The following is a 12,708-nucleotide window of genomic DNA, read 5'->3' as shown; positions in this document are numbered from 1 at the left end:
AGGGCGTCTGGGTTGAGGTCGCCTGGGAACCCGCTGTGGGCTGGGCCGTCTGCGGCGCTGCCGGCTTTGCGGCATCAGGCGCCTTGGCTGTCTGCTGCGGTTCCGTCACCGCGTCCTTGACGGCATTGCCTGCGGCATTGATCGCGTCGCCGATCGGCTTTGAATCCTTGTTTATCGCAGGCATCACGAAGAACACCATCAGCAGCGATGCGATAGCCAATACGATCAGAGCCAGCCAGCCGGCGCGGTTTTTCATCATCAATGCCTCTCCCGACAGCTATAGCCATCGCATATTCGGATTAACCTTTTCCTCCCGCATTCACAAGCTTTTCACACGATAAACCCTTGCTCTTCCGGGCATTTCCCGTCAATTTTGACGACCGGGGCTCGCTTTGGCCCTCCACTTGAAATGCCTTATGGAGAAAACTGTGCCGATTCGATCCATCTGCGTTTACTGCGGTTCGCAGCCGGGACGCGATCCCGCCTATATCGAGGCCGGCCGTGCGCTCGGAAAATCCATCGCCGCCCATGGGCTTCGGCTTGTTTATGGCGGAGGCACCAAGGGTATCATGGGTGCGGTCGCAGCCGGCGTTCTGTCGAACGGCGGTCAGGTCACCGGCATCATTCCCCAATTCCTGGTCGACATGGAGGCCACGCGCCATTCGCTCGGCCAGCTCGACGAGCTGATTGTGACGGAGGACATGCATGCGCGCAAGCACAAGATGTTCGAGCGCGCTGACGCTTTCGTGACCCTGCCGGGCGGCATAGGCACGCTGGAGGAGATTGTCGAGATCATGACGTGGGCGCAGCTCGGACGGCATCAGAAACCGATGGCATTTGCCAATATCGGCGGTTTCTGGGATCCGATGCTCGACCTCATCACCCACATGCGCGAACAGGGTTTCATCCACCGCGCGCATCTGGTCCAGCCGCTTGTCATCGCCAATGTCGAGGAGATCGTTCCGGCGATCCTCGAACAGGGCGAGGACCGCCCGCCGTCCGGCGGCGAGGAGGCTGTCATTTCAAGGCTTTGAGCGCCTGTGCTTAAGCTCTAGTCGACGATGAAGAGTTTTGCACCGACCGCTGTCGAGGAGCGGTGGGGCTCGGCATCGTCAGCCACCTGGTAACTCATGCCGGGCTTCAGCACGAAGACCCGGCCGTCGGCGAGTTCGGTCCTTAACTCGCCTTCGAGGCAGAGCAGGACATGGCCTTTGACGCACCAGTGGTCGGCGAGATAGCCGGGCGAATATTCGACCATCCGCACCCGGATCTTCCCGAAACGGCATGTCTGCCAGGTCGCGAGCCCGGTGTCGCCCTTGTGTTCGGTCTTGGGCACCGTGCTCCAGTCGGTCGTGCCGAACGGAATGTCGCTGATCTGCATTCTTATGCTCCGGAAAGGGATTATCGGCCGCGCGTCTGTTTCAGCATCGACCAGGTGTAGACGGCGAGCGCCACCCAGATCAACGCAAAGGCCCCGAGCTTCACCAGGCTGAGCGGCTCGTGGAAAGCGAAAACCGCGATCAGGAAGATCATCGTCGGCGCGATGTATTGCATGATGCCGATGGTCGAGAGCTTCAGGAGTTTTGCGCCATTGGCATAGATCATCAGCGGTGCGGCGGTGATGATGCCGGCGGCCATCAGGATGAACGTGTCCCACCCGGTCGAATTGAGGAGATGGCCCTGGCCGGTCCATTCCAGCCAGATCACATAGGGCAGGCAGGGAATGCTGATCAGCAGCACTTCCAGGAAGAAACCCTGGTTCGGGCCGATCGGCAGGGTTTTCCGGAACAGCGCATAGAACCCCCAGGTGACGGTGAGCGCCAGTGAAACCCACGGCAATCCGCCCGCGTCATAGGTGAGGATCGCCACCGCCACCACCACGAGGCCGATCGCGGCGAGCTGAACCGGCGCCAGCCTTTCCTTCAGCAGGACGGCTGCGAGAAAGATGCTGAACAGCGGATTGATGAAATAACCGAGCGCCGCATCGAGCGCCCGGCCGGCGGCGACCGCCCATACATAGATGCCCCAGTTCGCCATGATGATCAGGGCGGTCAGGCATGCCATGGCCAGCATGCGCGGGTTCTGCACCGCCACCTTGAGATCGCCGGTGCGACGCAGGATGAGGAGAACGAGTCCAGCGACAGGCACCGACCAGATGGCCCGGTGCGCCAGCACTTCGAGCGAAGGAATATGGGCAACCGCCTTCAGATAGAACGGCAGGAAGCCCCAGAGGAAATAGGCCGTCAGCCCGAAGGCGAAACCGCGTGGGGTATCCTCGTTCTTCGCTATTGTCGCCGGGGCGATGTCGGTGGTCATGCGGGTGTTTCCGGTATGTTTGTTCTGGTTATCCCCCGTTTAAACGAATAGGTTGAGCCGGACCAATTCATTTCATTGAAGAACCTATCGTTTGTCGCGATTCTGTCGGCTTGGCTTGCGATAGTGATCGCTTGTCAGAACGGAGGAATTGGATGGATTTCGAAAACCCGCCGCTGCACGGGCAGATCTACGCCCGTCAGATCCTGGCGAAGGCCGGCGTGAGTGCAGACGCCCGGCTCCTCGCCGCCTTCGCCAAGGTGCCGCGCGAACAATTCGTCGGCCCGCCGCCCTGGGTCTACAACGACTTTCGCAATTACCGCGAACTCGCCTCGACTGATCCGTTGGTTCTCTACCAGGATCTGCTGGTCGGCCTGGACACGGCGCGCGGCGTCAACAACGGCATGCCGTCGCTGCATGCCGGGGCCCTTCACGCGCTCGGCATCCGCGACGGCGAGACCGTCGCTCATCTCGGCGCCGGGACCGGATATTACACGGCGATCATTGCCGAGCTGGTGGGGCCGTCGGGCCGGGTGGTCGCCGTCGAATACGACGAAGCCCTCGCGGACAAGGCGCGGCAGAACCTGGCGGGTTACGCGAATGTCGAACTCGTCCGCGGCGATGCGACAGAATGGCCGAAGGAGGATGCGGACGTGATCTACGCCAATTTCGCGCTCGACCACCCGCCGGCCGCCTGGATCGATAATCTGGCGGTCTCGGGGCGCACGCTCTTCCCGCTCGGCTTCCCGGCGATCGACAACGGCCGGCGGAGCGGCTTTACCGGCCGCGCGGGTTTTCTGTTGATCGACCACCGCGCAAAAGGTTTCGGAGCCAAATTCCTGCAGCCGGTTTCCTTCGTCTGGGCCGAGGGCCAGCAACCGGTGCCGCCGGGCCGCCACCAGGGACTGGCCGAAGCCTTCCGTTCCCGCCGCGGTTATCAGGTCCGCAGCCTGCGCTGGCGGGAGCCGCCCCGGGAGGGCGAGTGGTACGGCGAGGAAGATTGGGGGCTGAGTTTCGAGGAGGTGTGAGGGCGTCAGCCGCGCCAAAGTTCTTGGTCCTAGGGTGCCCGAAACGAACATAGCAATGGATTGAAAATCTCCGGCTCAGGGACTTGATCATTTTAGGTCGACTGTCCTACAAGAGGATTAGGACAATTGCCCTAATCCGTGAAGCCATCGCTTTGCACCCGGGCAACAGCAAACAGGGTTGCCACGTTGAAGGGTATGGACACACGCAATCAGATCGTAGACGCCGCTGATCGGCTCTTCTACGAGCGCGGGTACGACGTAACGTCGTTTGCCGATATCGCCGAATGCGTGGGCCTGTCGCGCGGCAATTTTTACTACCACTTCAAGACGAAGGACGAAATTCTCAACGCGGTGATCGCCCTTCGTATCGCCAACACGCAGAGAATGCTGGAGGCATGGGAGGCTGAAGGCGGGACAGCTGCCGACAGAATCCGAAGCTTTATCAATATCCTCATCGTCAACCGAACGAAGATCATGGCGTATGGCTGCCCGGTCGGATCGCTCTGCAACGAACTCGCCAAGCTCGATCATGTCGCCAAAACCGACGCCGCCGCACTTTTCACCCTGTTCCGCGAGTGGCTCGCTCGCCAGTTCTGCGCTCTGGGTCGGGAAACCGATGCCGACGCGCTCTCCCTACATCTCCTGATGCGAAGCCAAGGTGTATCGGCGCTCGCTACGGCGTTCCGCGACGAAACCTTCATCCGCCGCGAAGTGGACGCCATGCAGACGTGGTTGGAGGCGCATATCTCGGAGCGGCCGCTCGCTACCCAATCCGTTTCATCACGAACCGTCTGAAGGAAAACCGGCATGTTCATCGTCACCCTGAAGTTCGCCGACAAGGCAAGGGCTCCGCAATTCATGGAAGGGCACAATGCCTGGATCAGAAAAGGCTTTGATGACGGTGTTTTTCTGCTGGTCGGCAGCCTCCAACCGAATGCAGGCGGATCCGTGTTGGTCCACAATACCACACGGGCCGACCTCGAAATGCGTGTGACGGACGATCCTTTCGTTGCCGAAGGCGTTGTCAGCGCTGACATTCAGGAAATCGTACCTGGCCGTGTCGATGACCGGCTTGCATTCCTGAAGGCCTAGACACCAGGGGCGCCATCATCTCGGATGCGCGGCCGATTGTCTCCAACCCGAATCTCTGATCAATCAGGCGAACGGATGTCGGCGGAGGCGAAGGTGATGTCGGAGCAGAGCCCGATCGAGGTTTCCGAACAGCGGATCGGACGCGTGGAGGCGCTTGGCTTTACGGCCGCCGGAGGTCCGGTGATCCTGAACGGCTGCATTCTGGAGGAAGCGGACCTGTCGGGCCTGGATCTCCAGCGCTGGGAATTCAGAAACTGCAGGATGACCACCGTCAATCTGCGGGCCGCTGACCTCGAAGGGGCAAAATTCGAGGGATGCCGGGGACCGTTCGCCAATTTTTCAGGCGCGAACCTCGCGGAGGTGGAATTCCGGAATTGCGACTTCAACAACGCCGCTTTTTTGGAAGCCAAAATGAACGACACCCGGTTCGTCGGCTGCAAGCTGACCGGTGCCAACCTGACGCGGATCGCCTCGCTCGGCCTGTCGTTCAAGGAAACCATCCTGGCGCAGGCAAGGCTCCCCGCACTGTCGTTCCGGAAGTCCCGGATAGAGCGGGTCGATTTCGGCATGGCCGATCTGTCGAAATGCGATTTTCGCGACGTCGTGTTCGACGGCTGCAGCCTGCGTGACACGGGGCTCGTCGATGCCAGGTTCGAAGGGGCCGATCTGCGCGGCGCGGACCTCGGCGGCCTGAAGCTGATCGACGCCAGGAAGTTCAAGGGAGCGACGATCTCGCGGCAGCAGGCCGGAGATATCCTGGCGGAACTGGGACTGAAGGTTCAATAGCCGGGTGCGGCATCCTCAGTCTCCGGTTCTTCCAGTCGTCTTGCAGGCGAGAAGGACTAGACGGCTACGCGCCGTGCTTCCTTGTCGGCCGACTTCCGGTCTGCGCCGTGCTTTTCGATGATCGCCTTCGCATCTTCAACCGAAATGCGATGTTTCTTGGCGAAGGGGATAGGCTGGTAAGGCTGGTCCGCGGTGTTTGCTTTTTTATCAGACATGAACGTCTCCGATCTCGATGCTCCGGCAGGATGCCGAAGCCTCTTTGGATTAATGAAACGGTGAGGGGGTTGGTTGCCAGGCGCTGCTGCGTCATTACCGCGAGCGGCTGCCTCAATGTACCGTCTATATGGTACGAAAGCCCCTGAAACACAATGGCCCGGATCGGGCCACAGGATTCGGTGCCGGCTGCCAACTCCTGCAGGGACGGTTTTCGCGCGAAACCTTCAGTATTTCTTCTTGCGGACGATCTTGTTGCCCTTTGGCCCGCTCAGCACCGGTGTTCTGTCCCGGTTTTCCGCAAGCAGGCTGCGCCAGCGTTCCAGGCGATCGGCGGAAAGTTCGCCTTTGGCAACGGCTGCCTGCACCGCGCAGCCCGGTTCGTGGGCGTGGGTGCAATCGCGAAACCGGCAATTCGGTGCCAGATCGGTGATCTCGGCAAACAGCGTATCGATGCCGTCGGTAACGTCGCTGACATAAAGCGTCCGAATACCCGGCGTATCGATCACCCAGCCGCCACCGGCAATCGCGTGCAGCGACCGTGCCGTGGTGGTGTGACGACCCTTTGCATCACGTTCGCGAATGCTACCGGTCTTCTGCATCGTGTCGGACGCATGCCCGGCGAGCGTGTTGACCAGCGTCGACTTGCCGACGCCGGAGGAGCCCACCAGTGCCACCGTCTGCCCTACGCCGCACCAGGGCTCCAGCAAGGCAACGGCATCCGCAGTGCGCGCATTGAGGACGACCACCGGCAGGTCGCGCTGCAGCGCCCTGGCCTGTTGCTCGAACGGGCCGGCATCTTCGACGGTATCGGCTTTGGTCAGCACGATCACCGGGTTGGTCCCGGCCTGGTTGGCCATGATCAGGTAGCGTTCCAGCCGTCCGGGGTTGAAATCGGCATTGCACGAGGTGACGATAAACAGCGTATCGACATTGGCTGCGGCAAGCTGCTGGCCATGCCCGCCTTCCGCGCGCCGTTGAAACACGGTTTTCCGGTCGAGACGGCGCACGAGCATGCCCGTCAGCGGGTCGGCAAGAACCCAGTCGCCGACCGCAAACTCCGCGGTATTGCTATTGGGCGGAAGTTCGATCCCGACCGGTCCGCTGACACCGATCGCGTCGATGCGTGCCCGATGAACAGAGGCAATGCGCCGGACCAGGAGTTCGGTCTCGTCCGGCTCGACCTGAGCCGCAAAGAAATCGGACCAGCCGAGCAGTTCAAGCGATGAGGGCGGGTTGGAGCCGGTCAAGGTTCGGTACGAAAATTCGGGGACGCCGTCATGGGTGAGCTTTCCGAAGAGTGAGCGCGAGTGCCTCCGGAGAGGGTCCGCAGATATGTTGCGAAAGTGTCGGCTCTTGGCTGAGCCCGGACTGCCGTCCGTTCGTCATCGAGCCAGAGCATTAACCCAGCCTACCGCCGAAGTCGAGGAAGCGATCGGCATCGCATTGCATATGAGGCCCGACGGGACGCGATCCGGCGTTTGTGTTCTTCAACCTCACTCCGCCGCGATCTTGCCTGCCAGATGCCGGTTCTTCATCAGCTTGTAGATGACTGAATCCATCAGCGCCTGGAACGAGGCGTCGATGATGTTTTCCGAGACGCCGACCGTCCACCAGCGCACGCCGTCGCCGTCGGTGGATTCGATCAGCACCCGGGTGATCGCCTCGGTGCCGCCGTTGAGGATACGCACCTTGAAGTCCGCGAGCACCAGGTCATCGATCTCGTGCTGGTATTTGCCGAAATCCTTGCGCAGCGCCCGGTCGAGCGCGTTGACCGGGCCGTCGCCTTCGGCGACCGACATCAGCGTCTGGCCGTCGACGACGAGTTTCACCACCGCTTCGGAGACGATCTTGATCTTGCCATGCGAGTCGAACCGGCGCTCGACCATCACTCGAAAACCTTCGACCGAGAAGAATTCCGGAATGGTGCCGAGCGTGCGGCGGGCGAGCAGTTCGAAACTCGCATCGGCGCCCTCATAGGCATAACCGGTCGCCTCGCGTTCCTTGACGATCGAGATCAGTTGGTCGAGCTTCGGATCGTCCTTGCCGACCTCGATGCCGCGGCGCTTCAGCGCGTTGATGAAGTTCGACTTGCCGCCCTGGTCGGAGACCATGACCTTGCGCAGGTTGCCGACGCTTTCCGGCGTCACGTGTTCGTAGGTGCGTGGATCTTTCAGCAGCGCCGAGGCATGGATGCCGGCCTTGGTGGCGAAGGCAGAAGCGCCGACATAGGGGGCCTGGTGGTTCGGTGAGCGGTTCAAGAGCTCGTCGAAGGCGTGGCTGAGGCGGGTGAGGCCGGTCAACCGCTCGGCATCGATCGCCGTCTCGAACCGTGTGGCGTAAGCGTCCTTCAGGGCAAGCGTCGCGATGATCGTCACCAGATTAGCATTGCCGCAGCGCTCGCCGATGCCGTTCAGCGTCCCCTGGATCTGCCGACAGCCCGCCTCGATTGCGGCGAGCGAATTGGCCACCGCCTGGCCGGTATCGTCATGGGCGTGGATGCCGAGCGAGGTGCCGGGAATGCCCGACGCGATCACCGCCTCGACGATGGCGCGGATCTCGCCCGGCTGGGTGCCGCCATTGGTGTCGCAGAGCACCACCCAGCGCGCACCGGCTTCATAAGCCGTCCTGGCGCAGGCAAGGGCATATTCCGGATTGGCCTTGTAGCCATCGAAGAAATGTTCGCAATCGACCAGCGCTTCCTTGGCAGCGCCGCGGGCGGCCTCGACGCTGTCGCGGATCGCCTCGAGGTTTTCCTCGTTCGAACAGCCGAGCGCCACGCGCACGTGATAATCCCAGCTTTTGGCGACGAAACAGGTGGCGTCGCTTTTCGCCTGCAGCAAGACGGCCAGCCCCGGATCGTTCGAGGCGGAAATGCCGGCCCGCTTGGTCATACCGAAGGCGACGAATTTCGACTTCGCCGTGCGTTTCTCCGAGAAAAAAGCGGTATCGGTCGGGTTGGCGCCGGGATAACCACCCTCGACATAATCGATGCCGAACTCGTCCAGCAGGTTGGAAATGGCGATCTTGTCCTCGACGGAAAAATCGACGCCGGGGGTCTGTTGCCCGTCGCGCAGCGTTGTGTCGAAGAGATAGATGCGTTCGCGTGTCATGGGTGCTCCTCCTGGAGCAAGATTATGCTGTTGGCGGCATCACCCCCCTCTGCCCTGCCGGGCATCTCCCCCTCAAGGGGGGAGATCGATGCGTGGCCACGTCCCGCCTTCCATCGACGGTCATCGGGAGGGGGAACCGGTGCGCCCATCCGATCTCCCCCCTTGAGGGGGAGATGGCCGGCAGGCCAGAGGGGGGTAGCCACGAATTCCACGGTCAAACCTTCCCCGCAAACCGGTCCGTCGCGCGGATCAGCTGGTCGGTAATGCCGGGTTCCGAGACCGCATGCCCCGCACCTTCGATGATGTGGAAATCCGCGTCCGTCCAGACTTTCGAAAGCTGCCAGGCATATTTCAGCGGGCAAGGCATATCGTAGCGGCCGTGCACGATGACGCCCGGAATGCCCTTGAGCTTCGTAGCGTCGCGCAGAAGCTGCCCGTCTTCCAGCCAGCCGGCATTCATGAAGAAGTGGTTCTCGATGCGCGAGAAGGCCAGCGCAAAATGATCGTCGTCATGGTCCGACGTCAGTTCGGGGCTCGGCAGAAGCGTGATGGTCGAGCCCTCCCAGACGCTCCAGGCCTTGGCGCAGCGGATCTGCTCGGCCTTGTCGGTGCCGGTGAGGCGGCGGTGGTAGGCGGCCATCATCTCGTGGCGCTCGTTTTCCGGAATGGGGGCGACGAAGGCCTCCCACTTGTCCGGGAACATTTCCGATACGCCGAACTGGTAGTACCAGTCGAGTTCCGGCCTGGTCAGCGTATAGATGCCGCGCACCAGAAGTTCGGTGACCCGCTCGGGATGAGTTTCAGCATAGGCAAGCGCCAGCGTCGAGCCCCAGGAGCCTCCGAACACCTGCCATTTGTCGACGCCGACCATTTGGCGCAGCCGCTCGATATCGGCGACCAGATGCCAGGTGGTATTGGCGTCCAGACTTGCATGCGGCGTGGAACGACCACAGCCGCGCTGGTCGAACAGCAGCACGTCGTAGAGGTCGGGGTTGAAGAGCCGCCGCTGGTTCGGATTGCAGCCGCCGCCCGGGCCGCCATGCAGGAAGACGGCCGGCTTGGCGCCCGGCTTGCCGACCCGCTCCCAATAGGTCACATGGCCGTCGCCGACATCCAGTTGCCCTGTCGCGTAGGGTTCGATCTCGGGATAGAGCGTGCGCAGAACTTCAGTCATAGATGCAGACCCTTTGCCGGCCAGTTTTCGGTATCGTGATCGGGATGCTGGAAGGAAATGATCTGCTCCTGCTTGACGGCGTCCTCGCCGCTGTCGCGCACCGGCTGGTCGAAGATCGTCGTCACCCACGGTATATGCGAGGCATAGTTCACCTGGATCTTCGGGGCGAGGTCGCCGCGGTCATCGAAGGCGCCGATCGCCAGTTCCAGCCCGCCGGGGTAACGGTAGGTGAGCGGCGTGCCGCAATTCTCGCAGAAGCCGCGGTCGATATTCACCGATGACTGGAAATATTTCGGCTCGCCGCGGGTCCATTCGATGCCGTCCTTCGGCGCGGTCACCAACGGCCCGAAAAACCCGCCGAAGGCTTTCTGGCACATGCGGCAATGGCAGATCGAGGCGCGGCCGAGCTCGCCGTGGATGCGGAAGCGCACGGCGCCGCACTGGCAACCGCCTGTTCTCAAAGTTTCGGTCACTGTCTGTCCTCCTTGGGAGCGATTTCGGGGGGAGCGGTTTCGGGCGGCCATGTTTCGGTGTCGTGATCGGGATGCTGGTAGGAGACGATGTCGTCGAGGAACGGCGCCGAGGCGACGTCGTCCATCGTATCCCGCTCGGGAAGTTCATGCAGTCGGTCGACAAAGCCGATCTTGCCTTCCACGCCGAACTGCACGACCGGAGGAAGCTGGCCCGGCTCGTCGAAACTGCCGGCGGAAATAGCGATGCCGTCGGCCGCCTCATAGGTCATCGGCGTACCGCAGTTTTCGCAAAACCCGCGCCGCACATGGTTCGACGAGTGGAAATATTTGAGCTGGCCGCGCGTCCAGGTCAGCTCCGCCTCGCTGGCCGCCACCAACGGCGCGTAATAGGCGCCGAACGCCTTCTGGCACATGCGGCAATGGCAGATCGAGGCATCCGGCGCATCGCCCACCAGCCGGAAGCGGATTGCGCCGCACTGGCAGCCGCCGGTCCGAACGACATCGCTCATGACCGGCCCTCCGCATGCCCACCCCCGCGCGGCCAGACCTCGGTATCGTGGTCGGGGTGCTGGTTGCTGCTCGCCGAGATCGTCTTTTCCTCCTGCGGCGTCATGTCCATCTTTACATCGTGATACAGGCTGTCGAGGGTCCCGAACCAGGGCATCTTGTGGGCAAGATTGGTCTGCATCTCCGGCTTCACCGATTGCGGATCGTCGAGGGAACCGAGCGTGATGCTGATATGATCGCTCGACCCGTCATAAAAGAGCGGCGTGCCGCATTTTTCGCAGAAGCCGCGCCGTACCGTTTCCGACGACTGAAACCAGGCCGGCTCGCCGCGTGTCAGCTTGAAATTTTCGTACATCACCCCCGCGAGCGGCATGAAATAATTGCCCGCCGCCTTCTGGCACATGCGGCAATGGCACAGATGCGGAAACCCGAGCTCCCCTTCCGCCCGGTATCTCACAGCGCCGCACTGGCAGCCGCCGGTGTGGATCTGGGTCATTGACTGTCCTCCCCGACGATTTTCACGATATGGAGACAAACATTGTCGATGTCTTTGAGAACGTCGTCGTTCCAGAAGCGCAGCACTGTCCAGCCATCCTGTTCCAGGCGCTGGGTTCGCGCTGCGTCATACCGAAGATCCTCGTCGTTGCCGTGCTGCGAGCCATCGACCTCAACGATGAGGTGGTGCGTCGGGCAGGCGAAATCCACGATGTAACCCGCAATCGGCAGTTGGCGTCGAAAGCTCAGACCCATCAGGCGGTGGGCGCGCAATTCGTTCCAGAGCTTCAGTTCGGCATCGGTCAGCGCCTTGCGCATGCGCCGGGCATTGGCGCGGCGCTGCGGCGGGATGGGGGCATGCGGCATATCATGCTCCTTATCGGCGCGGAGCGCGTGGTTACCCCCCTCTGCCCTGCCGGGCATCTCCCCCACAAGGGGGGAGATCGGAGTGTGGCGAACACACTCGCCTACATTGGATGTCGCAATCTGGGATAGGTGTTCTCGCAAGGCAAGCCGAGTTTTCAAATTCCGAAGGTTGAAAGGCTGCTGAGAGTTAGTGTGTGGGGATCTCAGGGCGTGAGCGCGGCGAAGAAGGCGATCAATGTCCGGGCAAGCGGGCGCGCCCAGCCGATCTCCCCCCTTGTGGGGGAGATGCCCGGCAGGGCAGAGGGGGGTATGCCGCGCCCGCATCGCCATCCTATTGCCTGAGCTCCAGCACCATCACACGCCTTCCGGTGCGTGACACACCGCCTCGATATTGTTGCCGTCGGGGTCAAACACGAAGGCGCCGTAGTAGTTCGGGTGGTAATGCACGCGCAGGCCGGGCGGGCCGTTGTCACTGCCGCCGGCTGATATCGCCGCGGCATAGAAGGAGTCCACCTCGGCCCGGCTGCTGGCGGTAAACGCAACGTGCTGGGAATGGCCGGGGACTGGTTTGTCCTCGTGCAGCCAGTAGATCGGCCGCTCGCGTCCGTAGCCGCCGACCTTGACGCCGCCCGTATATTCAGCCGGAACCATGTAGAGCAGCGAGGCGCCGAGCGGCGCGAACGCTGCATCGTAGAATGCCTTGGCCCGGTCGAAATCCGCGACCTTGATGCCCATGTGATCGATCATCGCCTTGCTCCTCGCGCGTTGTTCCAGGAGGTGAAGCTTACCGCTTCACCTCCCAGGTCGTCACCCTCTCGCCCGTTGCCGGGTCCTTGCCGTCCTTCAGCTGGATGCCCTTGTCCGACAGTTCGTTGCGGATCCTGTCGGCCTCGGCGAAATTTTTCGCCTTCAGCATTTCGAGCCGCAGGGCGACCAGCGCGTCGACGGCGGATGCCAGCGCCTCGTCGACCTCGGTTTTTTCAGGCAGCACGCCGAGAAAAGCGGCACTGGCGGCATACGCCGCAAGCGCGTCCGGATCGCCGTGGGCCTCCTGTGCCAACGCGTGCAGTGCCTGCACGGCTGCGACCGTGTTGAGGTCGTCGGCAAGCGCGTTCACCACCGCATCGCAAGGGGCGGCACCGGAGGCT

Annotated in this window: 16 protein-coding genes and 3 pseudogenes; 6 read left to right on the top strand and 13 right to left on the bottom strand. The window is 62.1% G+C overall.

Translation table 11 applies throughout. The features are described from left to right. Positions 1-259, bottom strand: a pseudogene (locus MOV61_RS23075) (peptidoglycan-binding protein LysM); the annotation flags it as partial. 157 nt (positions 260-416) lie between these two features. Between MOV61_RS23075 and MOV61_RS23070 the strand changes: the two are divergent. Next, on the top strand, positions 417-1,034 hold the full coding sequence (locus MOV61_RS23070) for a TIGR00730 family Rossman fold protein (protein ID WP_247138247.1): 618 nt from the start codon (positions 417-419) through the stop codon (positions 1,032-1,034). Between the two features lie 17 nt (positions 1,035-1,051). Here MOV61_RS23070 and MOV61_RS23065 read toward each other — a convergent pair whose 3' ends face one another. Both MOV61_RS23065 and rarD read right to left on the bottom strand, forming a co-directional pair. Further along, positions 1,052-1,381, bottom strand: coding sequence for a DHCW motif cupin fold protein (locus tag MOV61_RS23065; protein ID WP_247138246.1), 330 nt, complete (start codon positions 1,379-1,381; stop codon positions 1,052-1,054). A 20-nt stretch (positions 1,382-1,401) separates the two neighbouring features. Next, complete coding sequence (gene rarD, locus MOV61_RS23060) at positions 1,402-2,316, bottom strand: EamA family transporter RarD (protein ID WP_247138245.1); 915 nt, start codon at positions 2,314-2,316, stop codon at positions 1,402-1,404. A 152-nt stretch (positions 2,317-2,468) separates the two neighbouring features. Between rarD and MOV61_RS23055 the strand changes: the two genes are divergently transcribed. The 4 genes from MOV61_RS23055 (at position 2,469) to MOV61_RS23040 (ending at position 5,219) form a co-directional block, all read left to right on the top strand. Beyond that, on the top strand, positions 2,469-3,341 hold the full coding sequence (locus tag MOV61_RS23055; protein ID WP_247138244.1) for a protein-L-isoaspartate O-methyltransferase: 873 nt from the start codon (positions 2,469-2,471) through the stop codon (positions 3,339-3,341). A 195-nt stretch (positions 3,342-3,536) separates the two neighbouring features. Further along, positions 3,537-4,136, top strand: a complete 600-nt coding sequence (locus MOV61_RS23050) for a TetR/AcrR family transcriptional regulator (protein WP_247138248.1) — start codon at positions 3,537-3,539, stop codon at positions 4,134-4,136. 12 nt (positions 4,137-4,148) lie between these two features. Continuing rightward, complete coding sequence (locus MOV61_RS23045) at positions 4,149-4,433, top strand: YciI family protein (protein ID WP_038541598.1); 285 nt, start codon at positions 4,149-4,151, stop codon at positions 4,431-4,433. Between the two features lie 75 nt (positions 4,434-4,508). Continuing rightward, positions 4,509-5,219 carry a pentapeptide repeat-containing protein gene (locus MOV61_RS23040; protein WP_247138243.1) on the top strand — a complete coding sequence of 237 codons (711 nt, stop codon included), beginning with the start codon at positions 4,509-4,511 and terminating at the stop codon, positions 5,217-5,219. A gap of 56 nt (positions 5,220-5,275) precedes the next feature. Here the strand turns inward: MOV61_RS23040 and MOV61_RS23035 are convergent, their stop codons facing one another. From MOV61_RS23035 to MOV61_RS23000, 8 genes are all read right to left on the bottom strand, one after another. Continuing rightward, positions 5,276-5,434 (bottom strand): hypothetical protein, encoded by a 159-nt coding sequence (locus tag MOV61_RS23035; RefSeq protein ID WP_172729950.1) that lies wholly within the window; start codon positions 5,432-5,434, stop codon positions 5,276-5,278. A gap of 225 nt (positions 5,435-5,659) precedes the next feature. Further along, positions 5,660-6,682: a ribosome small subunit-dependent GTPase A gene (rsgA, locus tag MOV61_RS23030; RefSeq protein WP_247138242.1), complete on the bottom strand. Its 1,023-nt coding sequence runs from the start codon at positions 6,680-6,682 to the stop codon at positions 5,660-5,662. Positions 6,683-6,928: 246 nt separating this feature from the next. Next, complete coding sequence (gene cimA, locus MOV61_RS23025; RefSeq protein WP_038541603.1) at positions 6,929-8,545, bottom strand: citramalate synthase; 1,617 nt, start codon at positions 8,543-8,545, stop codon at positions 6,929-6,931. A gap of 214 nt (positions 8,546-8,759) precedes the next feature. Continuing rightward, positions 8,760-9,719, bottom strand: a complete 960-nt coding sequence (gene pip / locus MOV61_RS23020; RefSeq protein ID WP_247138241.1) for a prolyl aminopeptidase — start codon at positions 9,717-9,719, stop codon at positions 8,760-8,762. Beyond that, entirely contained in the window at positions 9,716-10,192 is a 477-nt protein-coding gene (locus MOV61_RS23015) for a GFA family protein (protein ID WP_038541609.1), read from the bottom strand. The genes pip and MOV61_RS23015 overlap by 4 nt, the downstream gene beginning before the upstream one ends. After that, entirely contained in the window at positions 10,189-10,701 is a 513-nt protein-coding gene (locus MOV61_RS23010; protein WP_247138240.1) for a GFA family protein, read from the bottom strand. The genes MOV61_RS23015 and MOV61_RS23010 overlap by 4 nt, the downstream gene beginning before the upstream one ends. Next, positions 10,698-11,195: a GFA family protein gene (locus MOV61_RS23005; protein ID WP_247138239.1), complete on the bottom strand. Its 498-nt coding sequence runs from the start codon at positions 11,193-11,195 to the stop codon at positions 10,698-10,700. Before MOV61_RS23005 ends, MOV61_RS23010 begins: the two co-directional genes overlap by 4 nt. Next, positions 11,192-11,560 carry an endonuclease domain-containing protein gene (locus MOV61_RS23000; protein ID WP_247031960.1) on the bottom strand — a complete coding sequence of 123 codons (369 nt, stop codon included), beginning with the start codon at positions 11,558-11,560 and terminating at the stop codon, positions 11,192-11,194. The genes MOV61_RS23005 and MOV61_RS23000 overlap by 4 nt, the downstream gene beginning before the upstream one ends. 25 nt (positions 11,561-11,585) lie before the next feature. Between MOV61_RS23000 and MOV61_RS30615 the strand changes: the two are divergent. Then, positions 11,586-11,875 (top strand): annotated as a pseudogene (locus MOV61_RS30615) (hypothetical protein); the annotation flags it as partial. Between the two features lie 39 nt (positions 11,876-11,914). Here MOV61_RS30615 and MOV61_RS22995 read toward each other — a convergent pair. Next, positions 11,915-12,307, bottom strand: coding sequence for a VOC family protein (locus tag MOV61_RS22995; protein ID WP_247138238.1), 393 nt, complete (start codon positions 12,305-12,307; stop codon positions 11,915-11,917). A gap of 37 nt (positions 12,308-12,344) precedes the next feature. Beyond that, positions 12,345-12,708: pseudogene (locus MOV61_RS22990) on the bottom strand (cysteine--tRNA ligase); the annotation flags it as partial.

The sequence above is a fragment of the Neorhizobium sp. BETTINA12A genome (assembly GCF_023006485.1).
Taxonomy (GTDB): domain Bacteria; phylum Pseudomonadota; class Alphaproteobacteria; order Rhizobiales; family Rhizobiaceae; genus Neorhizobium.
The sequence above is the reverse complement of the archived record's forward strand: the minus strand, read 5'-3'. Positions and strand labels throughout refer to the sequence as shown.

Bases quoted from the DNA above. Each gene is read 5' to 3' on its own strand.
- MOV61_RS23045 (WP_038541598.1), top strand. From the start codon at position 4,149: ATGTTCATCGTCACCCTGAAGTTCGCCGACAAGGCAAGGGCTCCGCAA.
- MOV61_RS23010 (WP_247138240.1), bottom strand. From the start codon at position 10,701: ATGAGCGATGTCGTTCGGACCGGCGGCTGCCAGTGCGGCGCAATCCGC.
- pip (WP_247138241.1), bottom strand. From the start codon at position 9,719: ATGACTGAAGTTCTGCGCACGCTCTATCCCGAGATCGAACCCTACGCG.
- rarD (WP_247138245.1), bottom strand. From the start codon at position 2,316: ATGACCACCGACATCGCCCCGGCGACAATAGCGAAGAACGAGGATACC.
- MOV61_RS23050 (WP_247138248.1), top strand. From the start codon at position 3,537: ATGGACACACGCAATCAGATCGTAGACGCCGCTGATCGGCTCTTCTAC.
- MOV61_RS23065 (WP_247138246.1), bottom strand. From the start codon at position 1,381: ATGCAGATCAGCGACATTCCGTTCGGCACGACCGACTGGAGCACGGTG.
- MOV61_RS23000 (WP_247031960.1), bottom strand. From the start codon at position 11,560: ATGCCGCATGCCCCCATCCCGCCGCAGCGCCGCGCCAATGCCCGGCGC.
- MOV61_RS23005 (WP_247138239.1), bottom strand. From the start codon at position 11,195: ATGACCCAGATCCACACCGGCGGCTGCCAGTGCGGCGCTGTGAGATAC.
- MOV61_RS23040 (WP_247138243.1), top strand. From the start codon at position 4,509: ATGTCGGCGGAGGCGAAGGTGATGTCGGAGCAGAGCCCGATCGAGGTT.
- MOV61_RS23055 (WP_247138244.1), top strand. From the start codon at position 2,469: ATGGATTTCGAAAACCCGCCGCTGCACGGGCAGATCTACGCCCGTCAG.
- MOV61_RS23035 (WP_172729950.1), bottom strand. From the start codon at position 5,434: ATGTCTGATAAAAAAGCAAACACCGCGGACCAGCCTTACCAGCCTATC.
- MOV61_RS23070 (WP_247138247.1), top strand. From the start codon at position 417: ATGGAGAAAACTGTGCCGATTCGATCCATCTGCGTTTACTGCGGTTCG.
- cimA (WP_038541603.1), bottom strand. From the start codon at position 8,545: ATGACACGCGAACGCATCTATCTCTTCGACACAACGCTGCGCGACGGG.
- MOV61_RS22995 (WP_247138238.1), bottom strand. From the start codon at position 12,307: ATGATCGATCACATGGGCATCAAGGTCGCGGATTTCGACCGGGCCAAG.